The sequence below is a fragment of the Methylomonas sp. MS20 genome, from assembly GCF_050275925.1.
GTDB classification, from domain to species: Bacteria; Pseudomonadota; Gammaproteobacteria; order Methylococcales; family Methylomonadaceae; genus Methylomonas; species Methylomonas koyamae_A.
Genome location: NZ_CP189962.1, coordinates 2,244,435 through 2,270,741, shown reverse-complemented (window position 1 = coordinate 2,270,741; position 26,307 = coordinate 2,244,435). Strand labels below are relative to the sequence as shown.

Here is a 26,307-nt window from a genome sequence, read left to right as displayed (position 1 = left end):
ACCCGCCCATGAATACCACCGCCGACACCACCGCAACGCCAGCTCGCCGCCCGCAACACAAGCCGAACGGCGGCTATTTATTCCTGCCCCACTCGCTCTCGCGCGGCGCTTTTTTAAAATGGCTGCGCCGCACCCACGCCTGGTTCGGTCTGTGGGGCGCCTCGCTGGGGCTATTGTTCGGCTTTACCGGCATCCTGCTGAACCACCGCGACGTGATGAAAATTCCGATCGGCCGCATGGAGCCTCGGGAAATCCAGTTGGCGCTGCCCGACCCCCGCCCCGCCGACCCGAAGGCGCTGGCCGCGTGGTTGGGGCAAACCTTGAGCGTGGACACCCGCCACGCCCGAATCCGCCGCGAACCGGCCCGAACCCTGATTTGGCACGATCAGCCGGTTCAACAACCGGCGTCCTGGCAAATCAACATCCGCAACCCGCAGCACCTGTTGTCGGCGGACTATTGGGAAGGCAATGCTTTCGTCACGGTCAAGCAAAGCGACGCGAACCTGTTGCAAACCTTGAACAATCTGCACAAAGGTACCGGCATGGGGGTCGGTTGGGTATTGTTGATCGATACCTTGGCCGGCGGCCTGATCTTGCTGAGCGTGACTGGCACGCTGCTGTGGACCCGCCTGCACGGCAGCCGCTTGGCCGCCGCCGGGCTGGGTTTCGGCTCGTTAACCCTCGCGACGTTTTTTATCCTGCAAGCGATAGGCGGCTAAGCGATGCTGATCGAAATTCCGGAAGTGCTGTCGGCCCAGGCCTTGCAACAATGCCGAGAACTGTTGGCCGACGCGCCGTGGACCGACGGCCGGATTACCGCCGGCAGCCAATCGGCTCAAGTTAAAAACAACGATCAGCTACCGGAACAAAGTCCGCAAAGCCAGGCGCTGCGGACCATCGTGCGGGACGCTCTCAACCAAAGCCCGCTGTTTCTGTCGGCGGCCCTGCCCAAGCAAATTTTCCCGCCGCTGTTCAACCGCTACGCCGGCGAGCGCAATACCTTCGGCGACCACATCGACAATGCGATCCGCCATTGTCCGGTCACCGGCCAACGGGTACGCACCGACCTGTCGGCCACGCTGTTTCTGACTGATCCGGACAGTTACGACGGCGGCGAACTGGTCATCGAAGATACTTACGGCCGACACACCGTGAAACTGGCCGCCGGCGACATGGTGCTATACCCCGGCTCCAGCCTGCACCGGGTCGAACCGGTGACGCGCGGCGCGCGCGTCGCCAGTTTCTTCTGGATAGAAAGCATGGTGCGCGAAACCGAAAAGCGCCGCTTGCTGTTCGAAATGGACATGGCAATCCTGGAACTGCGCGCCACCCGCGGCGATACCGCGCCCGCCGTCAATCTGACCGGCTGCTACCACAACCTGCTCAGAATGTGGGCCGAGGTCTGAAGCCAGGCGCCGCTTGTTATTTGCTGGCGTCCGGCGTAGTGTCCCGATCACATCGACCACTTCGGAGAACGCCGATGACCCCATCCACCTCGACCCGGATCAAATGCGCGCTGGTCTTCATCCTGTTCATGGTCTTCAGCATCGGCCCGATTCCGATCACCAGTTCGATCGGTTTGTACGTATCGCTGTTTCGCCCGCGTTGGTTTAAGATGCTGGTGGACACTCTCTACGCGGATCTCGACGACCGCAGCCGCTGACCCGCCGCCTGCTGCCGTATCGGCAGCACGTGCTGAGCGACCGCCCACCGACCGAGGCCCTCCACCACCGCCGGCCTGCGCTCAAACCCAAGCGCCGTGCGGATCGTCCAAATAGCTCTCCACCGCCGATATGCCGTCATCGTCGCCGCGCTTCTGATTGTGTTATCTAGGCCCGACCTGCCGCGCAAAATGCCGACCGACATACTCTCAACCGTAGACCCGCACGCCGGAAGTCAACGCGCCAGCCAACACCTTTGAAGTTGATCGGTCCGGGATGTACGGGCTCGCCACCGGCGTCGAACCGCGGAGAATGACTTAAGCGACTTCCTGCTCGCTGACCCGACGGCTGGCGGGCAGCATGCCGTACAAGCCCAATTTGTGGCGCAGCACGTTGCGGCTGATATCCAGCATTTTGGCGGTTTGCACCTGATTCCGCTCGCAGTATTCGAAAGCCGAGCGAATCACGGTTTCCTCGATGATTTCAAACAACTTGGGCGGAGTCTGGTCGAACAAACGCTGTAACGCATTTTCCAACGAGACCGTCGAAATCGACGGGCTTTGCTCGGCGGCACGCACCCCGGACAACTTGAAGTCCTCCGGCCGCAGCCGATTGCCGGGGCACACCAACAAGGCTCTATGCACGGCGTTTTCCAGTTCGCGGATATTGCCGGGCCAGTCGTAATTCAACAGCGCCACTTCGGCTGCCGGGGTCAGTTTGACGTCGCCGTAACCCAGGCGATCGGCGTATATCTTCAGGAAATGTTCGGTCAGCGGCAGGATGTCGCCCGGCCGTTCCCGCAACGGCGCCAACTGGATCGTCGCGACGTTGAAGCGGTAATACAAATCGGCGCGGAAATGCTGAGCGGCGACCGCGTCTTCCAGATTGACGTTGGTGGCGGCGATGATGCGTACGTCCACTGGCACCGGATGGCGCGAGCCGACCTTGACCACTTCGCGTTCCTGCAGGACCCTAAGCAATTTGGCTTGCAAACCCAGCGGCAAGTCGCCGACTTCGTCCAGAAACAAGCTACCTTTGTTGGCGGTCTCGAACCAGCCCAACTTGGTGGACAGCGCGCCGGTAAACGAGCCGCGCTCGTGGCCGAACAATTCGCTCTCGATCAGGTTTTCACTCAAGGCCGCGCAATTCAACGCGCCGAAGGTTTCCCGGTGGCGCTTGCTCAAGGCGTGAATATGCCGGGCCACCAGCTCCTTGCCGGTGCCGGTTTCGCCGATGATCAATACCGTCGCGTCGCTGGGCGCGATCCGTTCGATCTGTTCCAGCAAGCGCCGGGATACCGGATCTTCGAAAACCAACGCGCTGGCCCGGACCGACAAGGCCAGCGAGCGCGATTGTTGTTCGTCAAAAGCCAATAAAGTCATAAGTCCCCCGGATTCCGGCTAGCGTTGCATCGCATATCAAATAGTTCACAAGTCGTCCGAACCGCGCCTTCGCGCCGCGCACATGCCGGCACCGATGCCGCGGCACTTTCGAGCAACGGTTCGAAACCCGCGAAACGGTGATTCTTGTTCCGGGATCAATATACAAGCCGGTCATATAGCGAATAAAACGTTAATTTTCGAAAATTAAATCTAATTTACAGATAAACAACTTACAGCGCGGGGATGGCGGGCAGATGCGTTGCCCATGTTTGGCTTGCCGCGCGTGAGGCGTTTTGAGTCCTTGTCCAACACCGGCCGACCTCAATCGCGGCTGAAACCGCTCCCGCGAGCGAATTTGTGTTTTAGCGAAATAGCGGACGATTGGGCGACACCGCTTGGCGGGTACATTTCCGGCATTTTCAGATAGGCGGCGCTTTAGCGACTAAACCAGGCGCTTAAATTCGCGACCGACCAGGCCTCATTCGGTCAAACAGCCCCGATCCGAACAACTGTTGATCCAGCAACACCCGACAAACAGAAAGACCCAAAATCTGGTGCCTGTTCAGCACCGAACCCAGCCGCGATCCGCGCCACCGCGTCGCCCGATCCCGTGGGCGCGGCGGCGGCCAAGGATAAAGTATCCATTAACAATCAATATCTTGTCTCCAAACCCGCCGAACAAAACCCGTCCTCTCGGCGGCGATTCGCGCAAGCTGGCACGCCTCGTGCGAAAGTCGTTGCGAAGTCGGCCGAAATCCGCGCCGATGCGGTGGCGAGTGATACACACCGCGCCGAACGAGCTAACGCCCGGCGAGTCGGGTACCGGCAAGGTCTCCGCCAGAGAACCCAGCCCCGCGCCGACTTTCACAGCAATGCGTACCGATGAACGAGGAATATCGACATGAGCAATCTTTTCGCGACACGCCACCATTTCCAGCCGCTCGCGGCCGGGTCGAACTGGCAGGCCGGCGGTTTGTTACCGCTGGAGCCGACCGGCGCGGCGGCCGGCGAGCTGGCGCTGAATCCGCTAGCCGGCGCCTTGCAAGGCTTTCAATACCGTAGCGCGAGCAGCGACCACAAATGGTTCGACTATGTCTTGCTGGGCGTGCTGTCGGTGCTGATTCACTGCGCGGCGATGGATCAATTTCGCGGCGCGTCGCTGGAGCAGGATTTCGTGGAACCGCCCAAACCGGAACCCAAGGTGCAAATTACCTTGAGCCGGCCGCGCCCGGTGGTGCCGCCGCCGATCGTGCAAGCGCCGCCGCCCAAGCCCAAGGTCGTGCCGCTCAAGCCGCCCAAGGAAAAACCCAAGCCGGTGTTGAAGCCGGTCGTCGAGCAAGCGCCGGTACCCGATCCGACGCCGGCGCCTATCGTCGACGCCGCGCCGACTCCTGCTCCACCGGCACCGCCGGCGCCGGTGGTCGAGGAAAAGATCACGCCGCCGACGGCCGGCGCCGACTACCTGAACAACCCGCCGCCCGAATACCCGGAAATCGCTCAGGAGCGCGGTTGGGAAGGCAAAGTGCTGATGAAGGTCCACGTTCAACCCAACGGCAAGCCGGATAGCGTCAGCGTCGTCAAATCCAGCGGCCAAGCGGTACTGGACGACGCGGCGGTCAAAACCGTTTCCAAATGGTCCTTCGTGCCGGCCAAGCGCGGCGAGACGCCGGTCGCCGGCTACGTGACCGTTCCGATTACTTTTAACTTATCTTGAGGTACTTCATGTCCGATATCGCTACCACCGTCATCGTCGACGGCACACTAAACACTCTGATCGGCGCTTCCGCGATCACCTGGGCGCTGATCCTGATCAAGGGCATCCAGCACATCCGGATTTCCTACCATAACCGCAATTTCAGCAAGCGCTTCTGGGGCGCGCCGGACATTCAGGCCGCCGCCCAATTGCAGGACCAGCAAGGTCCGGCGGCCCGCGTGGCGGGCATCGGATTTTCGACCTTGATCGAAACCGACAGCGGCGCCTCGACCCACGATTTGGAACATACCTGGGATCGTCAGGAGTTGCTGGATCGGCGTCTGCGCCAGCAAATGCAAAAAGAGCGCGGCTCGTTGGAAAGCGGCCTGGCCGTGCTGGCCACCATCGGCAGCATCTCGCCCTTCGTCGGACTGTTCGGCACGGTGTGGGGCATCATGGGCGCGCTGACCAACATCAGCAAAAGCGGCTCGGCCAGTCTGGAAGTGGTCGCCGGCCCGATCGGCGAGGCCTTGGTGGCCACGGCGGTCGGTATCGCGGTCGCGGTACCGGCGGTGGTCGGCTACAACTTCTTCATTCGCCGCAACAAAGTGATCTGGGCCTTCCTGGACGACTTCGCGATCGACTTCGTGCATCTGGCCCTGAAAAACGCCTTCGTCATCGAGCGCGCCAGCGCCGCGAAGCCCGCCAAACTGACTGAAATCGGCGGCGGCAAAAAAACCCGCGATGCCGCTCATGAAGACTTAATCGCGAAGGAGGCGCACGCCTGATGGCCATCAATACCAAAGACAACGGCGGCGACGACGACGTCATGGGCGAAATCAACGTCACCCCGCTGGTGGACGTGATGCTGGTACTGCTGGTGGTGTTCATCGTCACCGCCCCGCTGTTGACCAACGCGGTCCACGTGAATCTGCCCAAGACCGCCGAAACCGCGCCGCCCGAGGAAAAAGCCGCCGTCTACCTGAGCGTGGACGCCACCGGCAAAGTCTTCATCGACAAACAGGAATACGCGGTCGATGCGGTCGAAACCGAATTGAAAAACCGCAAGGGTGCCGATCCGGAACTGGCTCTGAACCTGAATGCCGACGACGGCGTGCAATACGGCATCGTCGCCAAGGTGATGGCCGCCATCGAACGGGCCGGCGTCACCAAACTGGCGGTACTGACCGCTCCCCAATAACCGTACCTCCCATCCCGGCCGGCGCTCAATGCCGTTAAGTTAAGGATTGACCGTTCGTCCTGAGCTTGTCGAAGGGCGAATGGTTAAGCCGTTCATGGTTCGACAAGCTCACCACGAACGGCTTAACTTAACGACATTGGGCCGGCGCCAGGATGGCTTTTGTTTTTTAGGAGACGCTGCATGGCGCGCCAAACCGCCAACGACTTCCACCCGGAAGCCTTGAAAAAATTCGACGAATACGTCCACGGCGATATTTCCCGCCGCGAGTTCCTGTCCTCGGTCCCCAAATACGCCCTGCTCGGCCTGACCGCCGAGGCCTTGCTGGATGCGCTGAACCCGCGCTTCGCCCAAGCCCAGCAGGTGGCCGGCAACGATCCGCGCATCAAAACCAGTTACCTGGAATACCCGTCGCCGCAGGGCAACGGCAAGGTGCGCGGGTATCTGGCGCAACCGGCCAACGCCAAGGGCAAACTGCCGGTGGTGTTGGTCATCCACGAAAATCGCGGGCTGAACCCGCATATCGAAGATATCGCCCGCCGGCTGGCGCTGGATAACTTCATTGCCTTCGCGCCCGACGCGCTGTTCACGCTGGGCGGCTATCCGGGCGACGAAGACAAGGCCAGGGAACTGTTCCAGAAACTGGAGAAAGCCAAAACCCAAAACGATTTTCTGGCCGCCGCGCAAGCGCTGAAAAAGCTGCCGGGCGGCAACGGCAAGCTCGGCGCGGTCGGGTTTTGTTACGGCGGCGGCATCGTCAACTTCCTGGCGACCCGCCTGCCCGACTTGGCCGCCGGCGTGCCGTTCTACGGCGCCCAGCCGCCGGCCGAGGATGTCGCCAAGATCAAGGCCGCCTTGCTGATTCATTACGCGGGCGTCGACGACCGCATCAACGCCGGTTGGCCGGCCTTCGAAGCGGCCCTGCAAAAGGCCGGCACCAATTACGAAGCCCATACCTATGCCGGCGTCCAGCACGGTTTCAACAACGACACGACGCCGCGTTACGACGCCGGCACCGCCAAATTGGCCTGGGACCGGACCGTCGCCTTCTTCAACGCTTATTTACGCGACAGCTAACGCGCGGAGGTTACCGTGAAAGTGGAAGTACATGTCTGGGATTGGCCATTACGGCTGTTTCATTGGCTGTTGGTATTGGCGGTCACCGGTGCCTATTTGACCGGCAAGGCCGGCGGCGAATGGACCGACTGGCACGGCCGCTTCGGCAGCCTGACCCTCGGCCTGGTGGTGTTCCGCCTGCTCTGGGGCTTCGTCGGCAATACCCATGCCCGCTTCGTCAACTTTTTCCCGACGCTGTCCCGCTTGCTGGCTTATGTCCGGGGCGACTGGCAAGGCGTCGGCCACAATCCGGCCGGCGCGCTGGCGGTGTTCGCGTTGCTGACGGTGTTGACGCTGCTGGTCGGCACCGGCTTGTTTGCCAACGACGACATCGCTTTCGAAGGCCCGCTGTTCGATCTGATCGATAAGGATTTCAGCGACAAACTCAGCGGCTGGCATATCCGTAGCGTTAACGTCCTGCTGTTTTTAGTCGGCGCCCACGTCGCGGCGATTGCGTTTTACCAACGCGTCAAAAAAGCCGATCTGGTCGTGCCGATGTTGACCGGTAAGAAGCGCCTGCCCCGCTCGCTGGCCCCGGCCGACGCACGGCCGGCCGGCGTCTTGCGGCTGACCGCCAGTTTGCTGATCGCCGCCACCGTGGTCTGGAGCGTCTGGGGCGGCGACCCCTTGCGCTATTTGCCGCCGTTGGCCGGCGTACGGTCGGCGCAAGCCGGCGGCCGCTGAGGCGCAGGCCCGGCTTCACCGAACGAAACCCCACACCGAGTTTTTATCACCCATAGGAGCAACGCATGAAATCCCAACTGGCTATCGCACTGGCGCTGAGCGCCGTCACCACGGCGGCACTGGCCGGGCCGATAGAAGAACAAATCCGTTTCCGCCAATCCGCCTATTCCTTCCTGGGCTGGAACACCGCGAAAATCAAGGCTCAGGCCGTCGATCACCCGGAAACCTTCAACAAAGATCAAGTGATAGCCGCCGCCAACGCCATCGCGGCCGCCGCCAATTCCGGCATTCTGGAACAGTTGTACGGCCCCGGCACCGATCAAGGCACCGGCTGGAAACCCACCCGTCTGAAGCCGGAATATTTTCAAAAACAAGCGGAAGTCAAAGAACTGGAAGCCACTTTTATTAAGGAAGCCAACGAATTGCAAAAGGTCGCCGACGACGGCGATGTTGCGGATATCAAAGCGCAATTCGGTAAACTCGGCGCGTCGTGCAAAAGTTGCCACGACTTGATCCGGGTTAGAGAATAAAACCGCCTCGCCCGGAAATCAGCCCAGACGGGCGGCTTTCCGGGCTATTTGCATTCGAGGGTCGGCCGCCCGCCACCCTCGAACGATGGCACCGTCCGATCCGCCCGCATTGCTCCATCTAACCCGTCCCCGCCTCTCCACCATCGTTTTAAACGCTCGCTTACAAGAAACACCAACCGCCGGCGGGAAATCGCAACAGCACTTGAGCGTCTTGTTACGAGCCTTGCTGCCAGTCATCTTATTTGAGCCTATGTCAGCAATATTTTCATTTTTAGCCGCTGGGTTCTTTTATAAAAACAACGATACCGGTTGCGACAAAAGCAAACAGGCCTGATGCCACAAAAGCCAGGTGGTAGTCACCCATCAGACTATGAACGTAGCCGGCACTGTAGGCAGCAATCGCTGCTCCGATTTGATGCGCGAAGCAAATCCAGCCGAACACCACGCCGACATTTTGTTTTCCAAACAAATCGGCGGTCAAGGCCGAGGTGGCGGGAATGGTCGACAACCAATTCATGCCGTATATAATCGAGAACAGCATTAATTGTCCGGTGCTTTCGATGCTGGGCAGCACTATCAGCGTTGCGCCTCTGACGACGTAATAAAACGCCAGCGGCCAGCGCTTGCCGTACCGGTCGCATAACCATCCGGATAAAATGGTGCCGAACACATCGGCCGCGCCCATGACGCCTAAGGACATCGCCATGGTCATTTCGGTGAAGCCGTGCTCGATGCCGTGCGGAATCAAATGCGTCTGAAAAAGCCCGGAGGTAGTTAAACCACAAATGCCGAAACTCGAAGCTAATAACCAGAATTGCGGACTGCGCATGGCCGAACGCATGGGATTACGATCGGGCTTTAGCACTATTCGATGAACGCCATGGTAGCCATAGGCCGACAGACCTTTGGATTCGGGATCGTCTCTTAAAAATTTCAGCACCAACGGCAAAGCCACCAGGCTTAAGCCCACGGCGATAAACAGCGTCGCCGCACGCCAGCCTTCATGCACATTGATCTGCATGAGGACCGGTGTGAACACTAATTGGCCGGAGGAAAAGGCAGCCCCCAATATGCCTAATGCCAGCCCCCGGTGTTTATGAAACCAGCGATTGATCAGCGCCGACCCCATAATCATGGAAGTGCCGCCCGAACCCGCGCCAATCAGCAATCCCCAAAGTAAATACAGTTGCCAGGACTCCTGGATAAAAACGCTGCCGCCGGCACCCGCGACCGACAAAATCAAGGTGATAACGCTGATCCGTTTAGCGCCGTAGACATCCATCAATCGGCCTAGAAAGGGACCGGCAAGACCAAATAACAGCAGGTTGAGCGAAATCGCGCCGCTAATGGTTTCCCGGTTCCAGGCAAACTCCTGTTCCAGGGACAGCATGATGATCCCTGGAACAGAGCGCAGTGCCGATGCCATAAACAAGCACAGAAACGTCACCGTGAGTACGACCCAGGCATAGTGAACTGAATCGGTGTAACTCTTTGACATGGTGATATCGGACTTGGACTGAAACATGGTCTTGTGGGTTGATTAGTAAGGTATGGAAACGCTTCGCGAGACTACTTTAAAAGTCGGGTCTCGGCCCGACAGCCGAGTTTCTTTCTTTTGCTCGGCCAAAAGAAAGAAACCAAAGAAAAGGCCGCCCCGCATACCGCCTTAATCCTGCGCTTCTCGCCTTTGGCGAGGGTTTTTCGAAAGGGCATCCCAGCCCTTGCGAAAAACGCGCGGCATCCATGCCGCGCCCCTGCGGGCAATTTCTCGTCAACGGCTGCGATGCTCGGGGCGGTATGAGGGGATTAAAACCAGCCTTCGGCTTTTTTCGCTTCGCGGTTTTTTGATTTTTCACATCAATTTGAACCGCACCCATTGCATTCAGCCCGACCTACCTTGGGTACGGCAGCCTTGTCATGATGGGCTTTTCATGCCGGCTGCATCCCAAAGCAGCCCTATTCGGCGTCTTCGATTCTATCCATCAGTTCGATCAGCCGAGTCACGCCTTGCAGCAAAATGCCGCCGACGCCCAACGCAAACCAAACCCCAATCACAAAGCCCCAATGAATCGGTGCGGCGAAGAATTCCTCTCTAAACCAGAAGGTATGCCCCCATTCGTTGAAGCCGACGCTGACCAAGATCATGAAGGGTCCGAACACCGCCAAGGTCAACGGCAACGAGATGCCTTTGGCATACAAGGGCAAGCGGGTTCTAGCGTACAGCCAGGCACAACCACCCAAAATCACGTACAGCGGGAAGTTGAAATAGAACTCGATGATGTGGTTAGCGGTAAACGGCGTATCGCGAATCGCCACCTGGTGCCAGGAATTATCCTGTTCGGCAAAATAGCTGCCCGCCCAGTACACCGCAAAGGTGTATATGCTGATCCACATCGTCAACGTGAAATAGCGGCGTATCTCTTCCTTGGGTGCCAATTGATCCAGGTTCCGGTCGCGCGTGGTCCATAAGTAACCCCAAAAGCCGCTGGCGACGGCAGCAATCACCGCCAGTTCGATATAAAACAGCCGCATCCAGTATTGTTCGAACGCTGGTTCCGTGGAATCCAAACCGTGTTCTATCGCAAAAGCGCCCTGATACAATCGTAAACTGATGTACATAACGGTTAAAAAGCCAAAGCCCTTTAAATATTTGGGTAAGTCAAGCAAATACCAAGGCAATGATTTGGGATTTTCGCTGCTTAAGCGCACGTGTTCTGTCGTGGTAGCCATGCTGTGTGCTCCTGAATTAATTGAATTTGGGAATGACGGCAGCGGAAATACTGGAGATATAGCGTTTTCCCATCACGTCGTCGTAAAGAAACAGCAAACCACCTACTCGGCTATCCGCGTCTTTGATCAGCCCGTCCAGCTTTTGCGACTCCCAGGCCGCATCGCGCACTTCTACGGTGACGGTGCGTTGTTCGCCGGGGGCGATAGGCGCGTTGTCATCCAGGCTCAGGCCGTTATTGCTGACGTCATCCTTGCCGGGCTTGCTGTGCAGATTGGCTAAGTCGGCATTCATGAAATGCACGTTGGAGCTCGAAAACTCGCCTATCCTGACCGCCCCTTGGCTGCGATTGTCGACGCTGACCTGTAACACCATGGCGCGCTGAGCCACGTTGTATTCCGCTTTTAGCGTGTCGACATTGACTATCCCGGCATTCACTTGAGCCGGCAGAGGCAAAATTCGATCCAAGCCCGCTTGCAATGGGATGGCGTCCGGATACTGGTTGGCGGTGACGACATTCAGCGCCAACACCAAAACCGGCGCGCCGACTAACACCGCCTTGGCGATGGTTTTGTCCTGAGCGGTGATCAGTTCGTGTTCCAAACCGGCATCGAGCATGCGGTAGCGGCTGATGAACAAGGGCCGACGCACCCACCACAGCAACCAGGCAGCCGCCAACGCGCCCCAGAACAGATGCCAAAACACCCCATTGGCAAAGCCGAAGCTTTCCATGTCGATCAATTCACCGTTGATGGTTTGAATGGTATTGGTGAAATCGCCGGGATCGCCGCCGATTTCCAGCCACACCCCTGGGCCCATCACCTGACCAGCGTCTTTTAAATTAAAAAACGGATGGATGTGATAACGGCCCGGCAAACGGCCTTTCATGACCACCTTGAACTCGTAGTCGCCGCCCGGCTCCAGGGCCACCGAGTTGGTCCAAGGCTTACCGTTCAGGTAGCGCTCGGTACGAATCAGCACCGGTCCTGGGGTGGAGATATTCAAGAAGCTGGCTTCCGGTTTCGGCACACTGATCGGCCAGTCTTCGGCGACATGAAACTTGCCGCTGACGCTGACTTCATCGTTGACGTTGAATGTTTGCGTGGACCATTGCACGTCATACCACTGGATGGTGCGCATGCGAATGAACGGCTCCAGGGCTTTTTCGCCATGGGCCTGCGCGGTAGGTACAGTCAATACCGACAATACATTGATGCACAGCACTGCCAACAGCCAAGGTTTAATAAGTGATTTCATGACCGTTCCTCCTCAGATTTTTTTCAGATAGCTGGTATTGGCGAACCATTTGCCGATGTACCACCACAGCGGATACATCAACGAGCACAACAACGCCGAACAAAATGCCGCCAACGGTGTGGCGTACTGGCCATAGGTGCGCAAGGTGCCGCGCTCGATGATGCGCAAGTATTCCGGCATGCCAGTGCGGATATATTGAAAACCGAATAAATCGGCGACAGTCAGCTGGCTGTTGTGGTATTCGACAGCTTGGTGGAACATGCCGAAGATCGGCCAGTTGGTCGGGTAAAACAACAAGGCAAACGCGCCGCCGCCAAAAATCGAGGTGATGGTCAGGCTATTGGTGAGCATCAACAAGGTATCCAATACCAACGCGCCCGGAATCATCGTCGCCGGCAACACCATGTTGATGGGGAAATAGTTCCAGTAGTGGTAAGCAAATACCCGGGTTACCCAGGTACCGATCAATAGGGCCGCTACGCACAGAGTGGCGCCCAACGGTAAACGGAATTTATCCCACAACACCGCCTGTACGGCGGCTGGAAAGGTAATGCCGATCAGCGGCGTGACCAATGGCCACCATTGCCTGTCCTTCCAGTCGATCCAGAAGTCCCAGTCGCCGACAGTCAGGGCAAAATGTAGATGAAATGAGCCGATGAACAGAAATAAAGCCAGGACCAGTATCAAATAGTCGTAGGCTCTTGCCAAGCGGGCTTTTTCGCCCCGATAAGGTTTGAATGTTGAAATAGGAATTTGTGCGGACATGTGTGCTTCCCCCGTAACGTTTTGTAGTAAATGACGGCGATAGCCATCGAAACTGGGCGTGTCGCCAACCGAAAGCTACCCTTGGGGGAGTAACGTCATATAGGTTGAACGACACGCTCGCGATATAAGGTAGGGAGAATTTGATGAGCTGTGAAATGGTCAAATTTCATCCGTTATCATCAAGACTGTTCATGCTGGCCAGCAGCGATTTTGTTTAGTATGCAGCCGACTTCACTGATGGTTCCCCTGCTCTGCGTCACTGCCATTAAGTTAAGCCGTCATACCGGCATGGATTGCCGGTATCCAGTTCACAAGGATGTGAAAGGCCTTCGCCGTCCTTGGCTTCTGGGTTCCGGCAATCCCTGCCGGAACGACGTGTTTATTCTTAACTTAGTGGCAGCAATGCTCTGCGAGGGAACCTGCTCTGGGATGCTCTAGCGTCCCGAACCGCAGAGCGGTTCAGGTTACATTCCCACGCGAAGCCTGGGAACGATGTACCCGGCCTGCGGGAAGTTATTTTCAACGATATCCTTAGAATTCATTGAGGAACATCCGCATGGCCAATCTGCGCACTTTCGACTTAAACCTGCTGCTGGCTTTCGACATATTGATGCGCGAGCGCAATGTCACCCGCGCGGCGGAATGTATGTTCGTCACCCAGTCGGCAATGAGCCATACCTTGCATCGCTTGCGCCAGCAATTGAACGATCCGGTCTTGGTTAAGTCGCCCGCCGGCATGCAGCCGACGGCATTGGCGCTGGCATTGGTGGAGCCGGTACGTAGCCTTTTGCAGGAAATGGAACGTTTGCTCGAGGCGCCGCAAGCCTTCGATCCGGCATCCAGTCAGCGCCGTTTCACTATCGCCGCGACCGATTACATGGAGTTTTTGATCTTGCCCGAGTTGTCGCAATCGATTGAGCAGTCGGCACCGGGCGTGGATATTCATGTCAAACGCACGGAATCTGCTTTTCCGTTGGCGCAGTTGGAAAACGGCAGTCTGGATGTGGTGTTGGGTTTTGCTTCGGTACTGAACCCGCCCGCGCATTTGCACTGCGAACATTTATTCATGGATCGGATGGCTTGCGTGGTTAGGCAGGATCACCCCAGCATAAAAGCGGCACCGTCGCTGGAGGCGTATTTGGCGGCCACGCACATGCTGATCTCCAGAACCGGCGATAAATTGGGAGTGATAGACGAGAAATTGACTGAGTTGGGCTTGGAGCGCCGGATTAATTTCATCGTGCCGCATTTTTTATCGGCACCCTTGATCGTGGCCCAGTCCAATATGATTTTGTCCTTACCCTATCGTTTGGCCATCGCCTTTCAGAAACTGGTGCCACTGCAAGTTTTGCCGGTGCCGGTGAGTTTGCCGGACTACGATTTGGCGATGATTTGGCATCCGTTGTGGGAAAAAGACCCGGCCCATGGCTGGTTGCGCGAGCAAATCAGTAGCATAGGCCGGGAAATAAGCACATCCCAAATCAATCTTTAGGCTATGTTCGCGTTAGTAGTTGGCGTCGCCCCGGCATGGATTGCCGGGGCCCAGAAGCCACGGACGGCGAAGTTTCAACACATCCTTGTGCCATGGATCCCGGCAATCCATGCCGGGATGACGGCTTCGATCTCATTCAACTATTAACGCTAACATAGCCAATCTTTAGCGTCCTGGTAGGCCTGCGGCCAAGGACTTTACCTTCAACAAAAAGTACGGCGGTTTGGATTGATTGTCGCCGCCGTTCAGTGTGGCCGAACGATGTAAGCGATTCACCACGGCAAAGAGTTGTCCGTTAGCGCCAAAACTGAAGGAATCGACCCAAGACAATCTTGGGCATTGCGCCAATTGCCGGTATTGTCGGTTAGGCGCGATCACGCCAATCGCATTATTGGCCAGATCGCCTAGATAAATATTGTTGTTCTCATCAATGCTGATGCCGTCCGAGATCGGTTTGTCGCTATAGCGTTCAACCCGCTGTGCAAGTTCTTGCGGCATTAACGACTCATTGACCAAATCCGCCGCTTTAATCCGGTAAAGACTAAGGCCGTGCATCGGCCCGAAATAAACCCATTCGTTGGCTAAATCCTCGGTAATGGGATTCACGCCAATATGCGGTTTCACCAATTCGCCCGACGCGGTTTTCACCTGAATCGGTACATTGTCGATGACTAAATCGATGTTTTCCGGCACCACACTTTTATGACCTTCCAGCACCCGCCGAGCGGCGCCGGTAGACAAGTTGACTACGATCAAGGCGGCGTTGGCGCCACCCGCCGGATCGCTGATGAAGGCATGATTGTGGTTAGCATCCAACGCAAAGTCGTTGACGAACGCATCCTTGGGTGCGATCGGTGCGGGTAAATAAATCAAGCGCTGGAGCTTGTTGGTTTTGGTATTCCAGCCGACCAATTTGGGCGTCACGCCGCTGCGCATGCCGTTGTCCAGCATCCAGACGATACCGTTGCTGTCGGAGCGGATACCCAGCACCGAGTCGAGCTTGATAGGCGCGGTTGAATCGGCCGCGGACAGATCCTTATTCGGAAAAGGCAGCAAGGTCTGATCCTTGTATTCCACCACGGTGTACTGCGGATGATAAAACTGATGTTGGCTCATGATGACCCGGCCGCTGGCTGTTGCCGTGACATTGCCCGGCCCGGTATCGAGGTTGGCGAACACCTCGAAATTTGAGTTGCCGTCAGCCAAGGCGTCGCTGGTCGCAAACACCATGGCCGCGCAAAATAGAGTTACAAGATTCACTACCCTCTCCGGTATGTTGTTGGGTTGGACAACACCATACTGGATCGTTAAACCACTGTTAAATGACATAATTTAATCACGCATCATTCAATACATTGATGATGATTTGAGTATTTAATCTTGCCAAAACCGTGCTTTCATTCGATCAGTTCGGGATAAGAATTCCCTCCGGTTTGTTCCAGCGTACGGGTTAACCTGTGAGATTCAGGCGTTACTGCCGAAATTCGCTGAAATATTCGAATGTCCCAAAGTGGCCGATTGCCAGCCCAACCAACTCTTGCGTGACTCGGCTCAGATCGAAACCATGGAGCGTGTTGATTTCCAACCCCGGCATGCCAATACTCTTGGGTATTATGACGATGGCCTTGCCAAGCCCCCGCCCATTTGGTGGCGGTCATGATCGGGCGGAAGCCGGCTGTTTTAAGTTTCCGGCGACTGACTAGCGTGTTCCAACCAACCAGCCGCGCGGACATTGCTATTCGGCTTTAGAACGCTAATTCCCGGCTGGATTTGCGCATCGACGAAATTTTTATCGGATTTCCGGGTCGATATCGCGCAAGTAGCAACCGATAGGCACATTGGCCTATTAACCCGGTCCTATTTATTACGGGTATTCCGTTCAGGCCGAGCTGGCCGAAGCCCAGGCTGGCCAGCCCTTCGACAGGCGAGCGGTATTTAAGGGCCGGGTGAATCATGTGTGCGGCGGCGCTACGATAACCGCAATATGACGGGGGAATTCCATGCCAAAACTGACCTTCCTGACACTACCGATGCTGGTCCTTACCCATACGGCGTTCGCGGACGTCGGCATCCGCTTCGAGAATGTCGAGCATTACACCGACTTGGCCCTGTCCGGCGCCGCTACCCCAAGAGTACAGGCGGATTTACTCCAGCAATTCGAAACGCATTTTCGCAAATTGGCGGGGCAATATTTGCCGGCCGGTGACAGCCTGGATTTGGCGGTCGAGGACATCGACATGGCCGGCGCCTTCGAACCCTGGCAAACGCCCAATGCCACCAATACCCGCTTCATCCGCGACCTATACTATCCGCGCATCAAATTGAACTACCGCTGGTACGGCCCGGACGGCCAAATCAAAGCCGAGAAGCAGGAACAGATCAGCGATCTGAATTACCTGATGCTACAGGACTCGGCACGCTACCCAAACAACGATCCCTTGCGTTACGAAAAGGCGATGCTGGATCGATGGTTCGCCGATAGCTTTGGAAAACGTTAACACCGCTGTTGAGCGCTTCGTGGAGGCGACAATTGCTCAAACGGTACCGCCCGCACTCCGGTAAGTTCAAGGATAAGATTCATCGGATTTCGCAAACGACCCACCTCAAAGCCAAGGGTAAACAACCGAGGGGAGCGTCCTTTGAGCGCCGGGTAACCCGTGGCCTTATTGACCATTGGCAATTACCTGTTGGACTATTGGACTCACCGAAGCCGACGTGATACCTCGCTCCGTGCGATATTTAGACTGCAACCATACGGACAGCCTCTTCGGTCCCTTGCTGGCATTGCAGCCACGGCAACAAAGAATGATATTTTCTCTGGTGACAATCGTCGCATCGTTAACGATGTGTTCCCAGCTGGCCGCGGATTTATAAGACACCTTGGCCGGTGTAAATTCAATGCCGCAGTAAACACAAGTCTTGTCTCTTGCTCTGACTTCCGCTTCCAGCCAAGCGGGTATGTTCCAATTATTTGCCATTTCTCGATCCGATTCGTTGACTCCAAGCACGACATGCAACGCCCGGAACCGGCCATGTCTGACGGTGGTTTGTCAATTCTCGGCTAAGCTGTTCTCCAGCCCGGACCAGGCACGAGCTGTTGCGGCTTCCAACAGTTTCGGCAAAAAATCCGGCCAAAAGCCCTCAATTGCCTCCACCATGCTCGGCCAGCGGTATTGGAGAGATTGTCGTACTCATACTTGCTCCCCAGGTTGGCGTGTTAAACAGAAGTTGGGCATATGCGAAACCGCTTGCCCTGACTTCGCCTCAATTCTAGCGTCTATTCCACTAGGCTAGGGCTATCAGCCAAACTCCAGCGGCGATGCCGAGTGGGTGGCGTAAATCCAAGGAAATCACCCGCTTATCATTGGCAAATTCCGTTTATCGGCAATACTAATTGCAAAGCGTGTTAGTTAGAGGTGAATATGTTTCAGAATATCGGTATCGGCACACGGCTAACCGGCGCATTTTTGGTAAGCACCCTGATTACCTTGGCCACCGGGCTGTTCGGCATTTACTTTGTCGACAAGGTAGGTAATACCGGGATTTACGTCGGCGAATCCGCCGCACCCTTGGTCGATGCGGTAATGGAATCCAAATTGCTCGCGACAGAGGCCCATTTGAAATTCGAAGAAATCATGGGTGGCGATGCGAATGAATCCATAACTGTCGTTAAGAGTAAAATGGATCAGGCCGAATGGTACCTAAACGTGATCGGCAAGGGCGGCGAAAATGCCGAAGGCAAATACTTCCCGGTGGATAATCCCGCGACGCTGGCCCAATTAAGTATTTCAAACGAAAAGTTCCGGACTTTACGTACGGCACTGGAAAACCGCTACGCGACCTTGGGCCAAAACCTGGGAGAGGCCGAGTTTCACCAACTGGATGCCCAATTCGATGCGGCATTCGACGCTTTTATCGAGGAAATCGACAAGCTGGAAACGGCGATTCAAGGCGACGTTAAACTATCGTTGCAAAACCTCAAAGCCACCGACGCGGAAAGTAAATTGATATTGATTGCGCTGATAGGCGCGGCGTTAGTCCTAGGATTATTGCTGGGAAGAATAGCGACCATTTCAATTACCACGCCGTTGCGGCAGTGCGTGGAGATTGCCGAGCGCATCCAAACCGGCGATTTAACCAAGACATCCGATACGACCGGAGGCGACGAAATTGCCCAACTGGTCAGAACGTTGGATAGCATGCGTTTGCGGTTGTTGGAGATCATCGGCGTCATCGTCAATAACACTAAGACCTTGAATTTATCCGCCGACTCGCTGGCGACCGCCGCGGTTCAAAGCGAGCGCGCCAGTATAGTCGAGGCGGAATCGTCGGAAATGATGACCAGCGCGGTAGAACAACTGTCGGTGTCCTTTGAGCAAATCGGCCAGCAAGCCAAACAGGTGCATAAAATCGCCGAAGAGTCCGGCAACCTATCGCTCGCCAGCGGCCGCATCATACATCAGACCTCCAGCGAAATGGGGAACGTCGCGGCGGCGGTCAAATCCACTGCCACGACCATACAGGAATTGGAAGACTTTTCCCGACAAATTTACGGCATCGTCAACATCATTAGCGGTATAGCCGATCAGACCAACATGCTGGCCCTAAATGCCGCGATCGAGGCCGCTCGCGCCGGCGAACAAGGCCGCGGCTTTGCCGTGGTGGCCGAAGAGGTCCGGGAGTTGGCGAAACGCACGGCCAGTTCAACGCAGGAAATCACCGATATGGTCGGAAAAATCCAAGTCAACACGCAACGCGCGGCCAAGGAAATCGAAGCCGGCGTCAGTCGGGTCGGCGACGGCGTTGACTTGGCGAACCAGGCCGCCGACTCGATTTCGGAAATCCGCGATAGCAGCCAACAAGTGGCCGAAGCGATCGGCGACATGACTCGGATTCTAGCTGAGCAATCCGCCGCGACCCGAGAAATGGCTCACCGGATTAAACTGATCGCCGATAGCGCCGCCGAAAATAGTCGAACCGCCGGCGGCGCCGCGCGCTCGGCTCAGGAATTGGCGGCGTTGGCCCGCAACTTGGAAAGTATCGTATCCGGCTTTACCGTGGTCTGATAGGGTCTGACGCCAATTCTACGTTGTCGGAAGACTGTATAAACCTCGTGATTCCGGCCTGGATCGCAGGACCCGTTAGAGCGCGGAGCGAATCCGGACGCTATGGACGGATTTAAGCCTACCCATCATGGCACCGAATGCCCGTTTCCCGACAGGCATGCCGATCTTGCACAAATCTGACAAAGTAGAATTGGAATCGAATTTTTGCCGTTCCTCGGGCTGCGGAAAACATTCGCCCCAATAAGCCCAGATTGGGAACCGGCACATTGCCGCTGATGGTTCACTGCCGCTCATAACGTTTCAGAATGTGTGTTCAGGGAAATTTGCGATTGCTAAAACCTCTGGAGGCGGGGTGCAAATCTCGCCCCGCGCTCGCTCGCTAAGCGCCGAAATTCGCCATTTCCAAAAGCCGTCATTCTTTACTAGCGTAATGGCATCGGAATCGATGGCCGACTTTGGGTTGGAACCGGCGGCCGCCTTGCGACCGGAATACCTGGCGGTTTTGAAGTTGGAATCGCTCGCGGTTTGATCGGAACATGCAAGCGTCCTATCGAAGCCTGAACGGCAACACACTTGCCGCTGCAAGTGAAAATCCCCATCCATCCCCCTTTTTGCCTTGGGTTTATTGCTCGGAGAATTGCCCGCAACTCTTTTGGTATTACGGGAATCACTATTTGCCTTGCCCGCAAGGCTTTTAGTGTTATGCGCAAGGCTCGGAGCCTTGCGTATATTGCTCGGAGAATTGCGCGCAACTCTTTTAGTGTTGCGGGAATCACTTTTTGCCTTGCCCGCAAAGCTTTTAGTGTTACGCACAAGGCTCGGAGCCTTGCGTTTATTGCTCGGAGCGTTGCGCGCAACTCTTTTAGCATTGCGGGAATCACTATTTGCCTTGCCCGCAAGGCTTGGAGCCTTGCGTGTATTGCTCGAAGCGTTGCGAGAATCACTTTTAGTGTTGCGGGATAGACCTTTTGCGTTGCGATCGAGACTGGAAACCGCGTTAATTGCCGGATTCGCGTTGAAAGCGCTGCTCCGGCGGCCAACCCGATACCCAATCAGCGGTCGCGGCGTGGTTAAAACGGTTTGCGGCGAGTCGGGCCGGCCGGGCTCGCCGCGTAATGCAGGATTTTCGGCGATCGGCAGTCCTTAAGTAGCCGCTTTCGGTTTAGCGCCGCGATTAAAACGGACCGACATTGCTTGCCGCAGCGTTTCCAACGCGGCGCCCTTGCCGGCAATCTTTAACGAGGCATAGGCATCCAAACTAAAATTGTAAATATCGCTGCCCAGGGCCATGTCGGTATCCTCGCCGCGACTCAACAAATCCCGCAAGCGATGCAGACGCGGGCGTAATAAATCCAGCGCGGTAAAATCGGCCACGGCTTCGTTGACATCCAGGCTGGGCGGCAGCGCTTGCGGATTTTGGCCGGAGACGATGAGCGTCTGCCGGCAAAACGCTTCGGTCTTATCGCCCATCAGTGAAAAATCTCCGCACTGATCGCTAACGGTAAAAACACGGAATCCATCGCAAAGCTGAACGGCAGATCGACCAGCGGATAGCGTGGAGCTTCAGCCTTTAATTTTCGGATAGTCGCATTGTCGTTTTCTAACGCTGCCCAATTCAGTCTGGTTCCGCTGTAGATGAAGACGCGCTCATACAAGGGAACTTCGGCGTTTAAACTTTTGAAGGTTGCGCATCCAGACAGCCCTAGGATGCAAATTGCACCTATGGCGATATTCTTGAACGTTATCAACTTGGCCCTTTATTTGGTTAACATAACCCTGGAATTAAGCTGTGATCCATAAATATGTGTTATCAACAGCAACTTCTTCTTTAGGGTGAAATATTTTTTTCAAGTTCGCCAAGTAATACGATAGCTGAAGCAGTCATGTGTAAAGTGTACGAAACAACACATGGGTCAACTTCTTTGATATTTTCCCCTTGGCCGTGGCCACCTTCTTTATTTCTTATTGTTGGTACCCCGCTTTCAAGCAATGTAGCTAAAGCTGTCAAATGATTCTGATAATAGCCAGGGAAAAGTCCGTTAGTAATACAAGTATTTATAAGTTTTTTAGCAGAAGTAGATGAGGGATCGTATTGCCACGAATGAAGCGAACAAATTACCTTAATGGTACTTTCAAATGATTTAAGGGCATCATTTAAAGCCTCTTTATATTTTTTTTGTCTAAAATGCTCGTAAGCTGATAAAAACTCATCTCTTGGCCCTTCAAACCCACTTCTATTCAATAAATAAAGTGCAGGCTTAACTGCTTCATTATGAATAAGTTGTGAGTCAATTCGTATGATTTCATTTTCATAAAACTCGTATCCTATACCATGCTCTTTAAAACGATGATTTAATTCAATTATACAATTATCAACATTTTCATCGGCGTTGTTTTTGTATTGGTAGTCAAAGTTTCGGCAAAACGCATTTGCATACTTGAAAGTAAGTTCAATAGAATCTAAGCATCGCTCAATATCTTGCTCACTTAATATAAAACCAATGAGCTCTTGAATGTAAGTTCGTGAATTATATTTTGAAGGAACTAACTCAAATAAGCCATATTCACGTCTCAACAATTCAACAATATTTTTATAAGCGTTTGATACATTATACGGATGTCTTTCATAACCTTCTTCATCGCCTAGAAGATCTTTCCAAATATGTACAATTTGAACTCTAAATGTATTTGGTAGTTTATCGTATGTATAAACATCGGAAACCTGACTGTTACTTCGTTTTTGTCGTTTTGAAAAGAGATCTATGATTGGCATGGAATGACCATTTGTTTAGAAAATATTATTTAACTATTATCAGACTCTATCCGGTTAATTCACTCGCAATCATCTCCGCCTGCTTCAACACGGTTTCAGTAGCCAGCAATTGCATATCTGGCGGATAGCCGTAAAGCCGTAAAGTACGCCTGATGATGACCTTTAATTTAGCTTTAACACTTTCTTTAATCGTCCAGTCAATAGAAGCGTTTTCTCGCACTTTCTGAGTCAAAACGACTGCTAATTCCCGCAACTGCTCATGTTGCATCAGTTCTCTAGCGCTATCGTTATTCGCAACAGCGGTATAAAAGGCATATTCAAAATCAGTCAGGCCCATTTCTTTGGCATTGTCGTCGGAGGCGACAATTTCCTTACTGATCTTGATCAGCTCTTCAATGACTTCGGCAGCAGTAAGAATTTTGTTTTGATATTTCTTGATGGACGTTTCCAGCATTTCCATCAGTGACCGGCTTTGGATCAAGTTCTTTTTTGCACGGGCTTTAATTTCGTCGTTCAGCAGTTTTTTCAATACTTCCAGTGCGACGTTTTTATGCTGGTGATTTTTTAGCTCTTCCAAAAACTCATCAGACAAAATGGATATGTCCGGCTTCTTAATGCCTGCCGCATCAAAAATATCGACGACGTGTTCGGACACTAATGCTTGATCTATAACTTGGCGGATGGTGGTTTCAATTTCTTCGTTACTGAGACCTTCACCTGTGCCATCAAACTTGGCTAGTCTGGCTTTAACGGCTTGAAAAAATGCCACTTCATCTTTAACGTCCATTGCTTGTTCATGCGGAATAGCAATAGCGAACGCTTGCGACAGTGCAGTCACTTCGTTGATATAGCGTTTACGACCATCATCCAAACCCAGCACATGCTCTTCAGCAGCCAGTATCAACGACAGTTTTTGCGAGGTATCCACATCAAAGTAATGCTCATAAGCAAAACCGTGATACATGCCGGACACCACTTCCAATTTCTCCAACATCAGAAGTACCGCTTGCTCTTGCGCTAAGGTCGGATCACCTTTACCACCCGCATCCGAATAAAACGACAAAGCTTCTTTTAGATCAGCGGCGATACCTAAATAGTCAACAATCAAACCACCCGGTTTATCTTTATAAACCCGATTGACCCGTGCAATCGCTTGCATCAAATTGTGGCCTTTCATGGGTTTGTCAATGTACAGCGTGTGTAAGCTAGGTGCGTCAAAGCCTGTCAGCCACATATCGCGAACGATGACGAGTTTTAATTCATCGTCATCATCTTTCATGCGTTCTGCTAATTGTTTGCGCTGCTGTTTGGTGGTGTGATGTTTCGCTAAGTCGGGGCCATCACTGGACGCAGCCGTCATGACGACTTTAATCACGCCCTTGTTCAAATCATCGGAATGCCATTCCGGTTTAAGCAGGATGATTTCTTGATAGAGTTCCGCTGCAATCCGCCGCGACATGGAAACGATCATACCTTTACCGGCAAACACTTCCTGCCGTGCTTCAAAGTGACTGACAATATCCTTCGCTAAATTTTTGATGCGTTGACTGCTGCCAATCAACGCCTCCATCTTGGTCCATTTCGCTTTGGCTTTTTCCATGTCCGGTAGGGGCGCATTGCATGCGCCCTCAGAATCAACCTCATCAGGGCGGATGCAATCCGCCCCTACGTTATCGAATTCCGCAATCAGCTTTTTGCCTTCCTCACTCAGTCCCACTTTTGCTAAACGGCTTTCGTAATATATCCGCACCGTGGAACCATCTTCAACCGCCTGAGCAATATCGTAAATATCGACATAGTTGCCAAACACAGCCGGGGTATTCACATCGGTTTTTTCAATCGGTGTACCGGTAAAACCTAGATACGTGGCATTAGGTAACGCATCGCGCAAATACTTGGCAAAGCCATACACCACTTTGCTACCGATTTCGTTACTGTCTTGATCTTTCTCAGTAATCGTTTTGGCGCTAAAACCGTATTGAGTACGATGCGCTTCATCCGCAATCACCACGATATTGCGTCTGTCTGATAATTGCTCGTAGACATTGCCTTCATCAGGCTGGAATTTTTGGATGGTGGAAAACACCACGCCACCGGAACCGACCCGCAACAACTCTTTTAATTGCTGGCGACTATCCGCTTGAATCGGGTCTTGCCGTAATAACTGACTGGACGACGCAAAGGTATCAAACAACTGGTCGTCCAAATCGTTACGGTCGGTAATGACCAGCACCGTTGGATTAGCCATCGTCAACACGATTTTGCCGGTATAAAACACCATAGACAGCGATTTACCGGAACCCTGCGTATGCCACACCACACCGGCTTTTTTATCGCCTCGCGGTTGTTGGGTGACACCGGGCAAACCATAGCTGGCGGGATTTTCCTGAATTTTGGGCGAATGCAATTCGCCCCTACAATCCGCAGCGCGTAAGGTAGAGGCGACGGCGGCATTCACTGCGTAATACTGATGATAGGCAGCCACTTTTTTAACGGTGTGAATACTGATGATGCCGGTATCAGGACACCCCAGGGTGCCTTCTCTGGCTGCGCCATTCACCTTGTCTTCCCGTATGCTCTTTTCAAAGACAATGAAGTGACGCACCAAATCCAGCAACGTGGACTTATTCAGCATACCCTTTATCAGTGTTTCCAACTCTGTGATTCGTAAGGGCGCATTGCTAGCGCTCTTGGGGCGGATGCAATCTGCCCCTACGGTATCCGCTGTTTTCCAGGCCATGAAGCGCGAATAACCCGCCGACAAGGAACCTGCTTTCGCTTCCAAACCATCGGTAATGACTAACAGCGCATTGGAGGTGAATAGACACGGAATGGTGTGCTTATAGGTCTCTAGTTGTTTAAACGCTGACTTGATCGTCGCGTTTTCGTCGGTCGCGTTTTTTAACTCAATGATGACCAGCGGTATGCCGTTCACAAACAACAGCAAATCAGGTCGCTTGTTCTGATGATTTTCAATGACGGTAAATTGATTGACGACGACAAAGTCATTGTTTTCAGGATTAGCATAATCTATCAACGATACTAAACCGCCACGCTCTGCGCCATCATGCTGGTAACTGACTTTGACACCTTCCGTTAGCAAACGATGGAAGGTTTCATTATTCGCCAACAAATCAGGTGAGTGGACACGTTGCACATCTTTTAACGCAGCTTGTAATACGTCATTCGATACAGCCGGATTTATCCGTTTTAACGCTGTTTCCAAACGACCAACTAACAATACCTCATCGTAATGCTGGCGTTCCTGATGTTCACCATCAGGCGCAATATCAGGGCCATAAAGATAGCTGTAGCCAAGCTGTTGAAACAGATCAAGCGCAAACGCTTCAATGGCGGATTCGGTGAGTTTACACATAATAAGTATCTTCCAGCCATCGCTGCGGATTGGTTTGAATATATTCAGCGATTTTTAAATACGCGGTTTCATTACGAATAATATGTTCATAATAATTGCGCTGCCAAATTTTAAAATCGGGTAAGCCATTCAAGTTCCGCACCCTCTTGGTCACCGCCGATTTATACCCTCGCACTACATCCCCCAGCGTAGGGGCGCGTTGCACGCGCTCTTGTTTTGTTTGTTCAATATCTGGCGAATCAGGGCGCATGCAATGCGCCCCTACAGTTTCAACGATGGCGTGAAAATGATTGGGCATGATGACAAATTCATGTAAAACGATATGGGAGCGAATAGTGTTGGTTTTTTGCCATTCTTCCTGAGCGATTTTTCCAACCTCGCTAAAAATCATGGCTCTCTCAACAATTGAACCAAATAAAGGCAAACGGTCATGGGTGCAAAGCGTAATAAAATATAAACCTGCCTGGGAATAATCATATCCCAGTAAACGAATAGATTTTCGATGATGATTTTTTAGATTGTTCATCATTAACCCGTTGTAACCGGCGGATTGCCAAAGCCTGTCTGGCAATTATGTCATTGCCAT

25 protein-coding genes are annotated in these 26,307 nt (G+C 54.0%); 13 read left to right on the top strand and 12 right to left on the bottom strand.

Annotation, left to right across the window (positions count from 1 at the left end):
- Positions 1-8: 8 nt before the first annotated feature.
- The 3 genes from ACQE3D_RS09845 (at position 9) to ACQE3D_RS09835 (ending at position 1,663) form a co-directional block, all read left to right on the top strand.
- Entirely contained in the window at positions 9-719 is a 711-nt protein-coding gene (locus ACQE3D_RS09845) for a PepSY-associated TM helix domain-containing protein (protein WP_313728120.1), read from the top strand.
- Between the two features lie 3 nt (positions 720-722).
- Positions 723-1,406 carry a Fe2+-dependent dioxygenase gene (locus tag ACQE3D_RS09840; protein ID WP_313728121.1) on the top strand — a complete coding sequence of 228 codons (684 nt, stop codon included), beginning with the start codon at positions 723-725 and terminating at the stop codon, positions 1,404-1,406.
- A gap of 74 nt (positions 1,407-1,480) precedes the next feature.
- Entirely contained in the window at positions 1,481-1,663 is a 183-nt protein-coding gene (locus ACQE3D_RS09835) for a hypothetical protein (RefSeq protein ID WP_313728122.1), read from the top strand.
- Between the two features lie 315 nt (positions 1,664-1,978).
- Here the strand turns inward: ACQE3D_RS09835 and ACQE3D_RS09830 are convergent, their stop codons facing one another.
- Positions 1,979-3,043: a sigma-54 interaction domain-containing protein gene (locus tag ACQE3D_RS09830; protein WP_313728123.1), complete on the bottom strand. Its 1,065-nt coding sequence runs from the start codon at positions 3,041-3,043 to the stop codon at positions 1,979-1,981.
- Between the two features lie 901 nt (positions 3,044-3,944).
- Between ACQE3D_RS09830 and ACQE3D_RS09825 the strand changes: the two genes are divergently transcribed.
- The 6 genes from ACQE3D_RS09825 (at position 3,945) to ACQE3D_RS09800 (ending at position 8,264) form a co-directional block, all read left to right on the top strand.
- Entirely contained in the window at positions 3,945-4,757 is an 813-nt protein-coding gene (locus ACQE3D_RS09825) for an energy transducer TonB (RefSeq protein ID WP_313728124.1), read from the top strand.
- Positions 4,758-4,765: 8 nt separating this feature from the next.
- A complete protein-coding gene (locus ACQE3D_RS09820) occupies positions 4,766-5,524 on the top strand; it encodes a MotA/TolQ/ExbB proton channel family protein (protein ID WP_064025587.1) in 759 nt (252 codons plus the stop codon).
- Complete coding sequence (locus ACQE3D_RS09815; RefSeq protein ID WP_064025585.1) at positions 5,524-5,937, top strand: ExbD/TolR family protein; 414 nt, start codon at positions 5,524-5,526, stop codon at positions 5,935-5,937. Before ACQE3D_RS09820 ends, ACQE3D_RS09815 begins: the two co-directional genes overlap by 1 nt.
- Before the next feature lie 180 nt (positions 5,938-6,117).
- Complete coding sequence (locus ACQE3D_RS09810; protein WP_313728125.1) at positions 6,118-7,011, top strand: dienelactone hydrolase family protein; 894 nt, start codon at positions 6,118-6,120, stop codon at positions 7,009-7,011.
- A 15-nt stretch (positions 7,012-7,026) separates the two neighbouring features.
- The gene (locus tag ACQE3D_RS09805) at positions 7,027-7,734 is read left to right on the top strand and encodes a cytochrome b/b6 domain-containing protein (RefSeq protein WP_168030475.1); all 708 of its coding nucleotides are present in this window, start codon (positions 7,027-7,029) and stop codon (positions 7,732-7,734) included.
- Between the two features lie 65 nt (positions 7,735-7,799).
- Positions 7,800-8,264 (top strand): c-type cytochrome, encoded by a 465-nt coding sequence (locus ACQE3D_RS09800; RefSeq protein ID WP_064025579.1) that lies wholly within the window; start codon positions 7,800-7,802, stop codon positions 8,262-8,264.
- 271 nt (positions 8,265-8,535) lie between these two features.
- On the opposite strand, the gene ACQE3D_RS09795 is transcribed toward ACQE3D_RS09800, so the two are convergent.
- From ACQE3D_RS09795 to amoA, 4 genes are all read right to left on the bottom strand, one after another.
- Positions 8,536-9,762, bottom strand: coding sequence for an MFS transporter (locus ACQE3D_RS09795; protein ID WP_313728126.1), 1,227 nt, complete (start codon positions 9,760-9,762; stop codon positions 8,536-8,538).
- Between the two features lie 458 nt (positions 9,763-10,220).
- Positions 10,221-10,994 carry a bacterial ammonia monooxygenase, subunit AmoC gene (amoC, locus tag ACQE3D_RS09790; RefSeq protein WP_313728127.1) on the bottom strand — a complete coding sequence of 258 codons (774 nt, stop codon included), beginning with the start codon at positions 10,992-10,994 and terminating at the stop codon, positions 10,221-10,223.
- 16 nt (positions 10,995-11,010) lie between these two features.
- Positions 11,011-12,249 carry a bacterial ammonia monooxygenase, subunit AmoB gene (gene amoB / locus ACQE3D_RS09785; protein ID WP_313728128.1) on the bottom strand — a complete coding sequence of 413 codons (1,239 nt, stop codon included), beginning with the start codon at positions 12,247-12,249 and terminating at the stop codon, positions 11,011-11,013.
- 12 nt (positions 12,250-12,261) lie between these two features.
- Positions 12,262-13,014 (bottom strand): bacterial ammonia monooxygenase, subunit AmoA, encoded by a 753-nt coding sequence (gene amoA / locus ACQE3D_RS09780; protein WP_313728129.1) that lies wholly within the window; start codon positions 13,012-13,014, stop codon positions 12,262-12,264.
- Between the two features lie 556 nt (positions 13,015-13,570).
- Between amoA and ACQE3D_RS09775 the strand changes: the two genes are divergently transcribed.
- Positions 13,571-14,506 carry a LysR family transcriptional regulator gene (locus tag ACQE3D_RS09775; RefSeq protein ID WP_313728131.1) on the top strand — a complete coding sequence of 312 codons (936 nt, stop codon included), beginning with the start codon at positions 13,571-13,573 and terminating at the stop codon, positions 14,504-14,506.
- Between the two features lie 165 nt (positions 14,507-14,671).
- Here the strand turns inward: ACQE3D_RS09775 and ACQE3D_RS09770 are convergent, their stop codons facing one another.
- Positions 14,672-15,766 carry an L-dopachrome tautomerase-related protein gene (locus ACQE3D_RS09770; protein ID WP_313728132.1) on the bottom strand — a complete coding sequence of 365 codons (1,095 nt, stop codon included), beginning with the start codon at positions 15,764-15,766 and terminating at the stop codon, positions 14,672-14,674.
- Between the two features lie 740 nt (positions 15,767-16,506).
- Between ACQE3D_RS09770 and ACQE3D_RS09765 the strand changes: the two genes are divergently transcribed.
- The gene (locus ACQE3D_RS09765) at positions 16,507-17,004 is read left to right on the top strand and encodes a DUF3016 domain-containing protein (protein ID WP_313728133.1); all 498 of its coding nucleotides are present in this window, start codon (positions 16,507-16,509) and stop codon (positions 17,002-17,004) included.
- A 165-nt stretch (positions 17,005-17,169) separates the two neighbouring features.
- Here ACQE3D_RS09765 and ACQE3D_RS09760 read toward each other — a convergent pair whose 3' ends face one another.
- On the bottom strand, positions 17,170-17,484 hold the full coding sequence (locus ACQE3D_RS09760) for an HNH endonuclease (protein WP_427551694.1): 315 nt from the start codon (positions 17,482-17,484) through the stop codon (positions 17,170-17,172).
- Between the two features lie 444 nt (positions 17,485-17,928).
- Between ACQE3D_RS09760 and ACQE3D_RS09755 the strand changes: the two genes are divergently transcribed.
- Positions 17,929-19,572 carry a methyl-accepting chemotaxis protein gene (locus ACQE3D_RS09755; RefSeq protein WP_071160698.1) on the top strand — a complete coding sequence of 548 codons (1,644 nt, stop codon included), beginning with the start codon at positions 17,929-17,931 and terminating at the stop codon, positions 19,570-19,572.
- A 637-nt stretch (positions 19,573-20,209) separates the two neighbouring features.
- On the top strand, positions 20,210-20,719 hold the full coding sequence (locus ACQE3D_RS09750; RefSeq protein ID WP_313728134.1) for a hypothetical protein: 510 nt from the start codon (positions 20,210-20,212) through the stop codon (positions 20,717-20,719).
- Here ACQE3D_RS09750 and ACQE3D_RS09745 read toward each other — a convergent pair.
- The 5 genes from ACQE3D_RS09745 to ACQE3D_RS09725 form a co-directional block, all read right to left on the bottom strand.
- Positions 20,716-21,042 carry a hypothetical protein gene (locus ACQE3D_RS09745; RefSeq protein ID WP_313728135.1) on the bottom strand — a complete coding sequence of 109 codons (327 nt, stop codon included), beginning with the start codon at positions 21,040-21,042 and terminating at the stop codon, positions 20,716-20,718. The genes ACQE3D_RS09750 and ACQE3D_RS09745 overlap by 4 nt on opposite strands.
- The gene (locus ACQE3D_RS09740) at positions 21,042-21,227 is read right to left on the bottom strand and encodes a YceK/YidQ family lipoprotein (RefSeq protein ID WP_313728136.1); all 186 of its coding nucleotides are present in this window, start codon (positions 21,225-21,227) and stop codon (positions 21,042-21,044) included. The genes ACQE3D_RS09745 and ACQE3D_RS09740 overlap by 1 nt, the downstream gene beginning before the upstream one ends.
- A 173-nt stretch (positions 21,228-21,400) precedes the next feature.
- The gene (locus tag ACQE3D_RS09735) at positions 21,401-22,345 is read right to left on the bottom strand and encodes an STM4504/CBY_0614 family protein (RefSeq protein WP_313728137.1); all 945 of its coding nucleotides are present in this window, start codon (positions 22,343-22,345) and stop codon (positions 21,401-21,403) included.
- Between the two features lie 46 nt (positions 22,346-22,391).
- Positions 22,392-25,721 (bottom strand): type I restriction endonuclease subunit R, encoded by a 3,330-nt coding sequence (locus tag ACQE3D_RS09730; protein WP_313728138.1) that lies wholly within the window; start codon positions 25,719-25,721, stop codon positions 22,392-22,394.
- Positions 25,714-26,247 carry a transposase gene (locus tag ACQE3D_RS09725; RefSeq protein WP_313728140.1) on the bottom strand — a complete coding sequence of 178 codons (534 nt, stop codon included), beginning with the start codon at positions 26,245-26,247 and terminating at the stop codon, positions 25,714-25,716. Before ACQE3D_RS09725 ends, ACQE3D_RS09730 begins: the two co-directional genes overlap by 8 nt.
- Positions 26,248-26,307 lie beyond the last annotated feature (60 nt).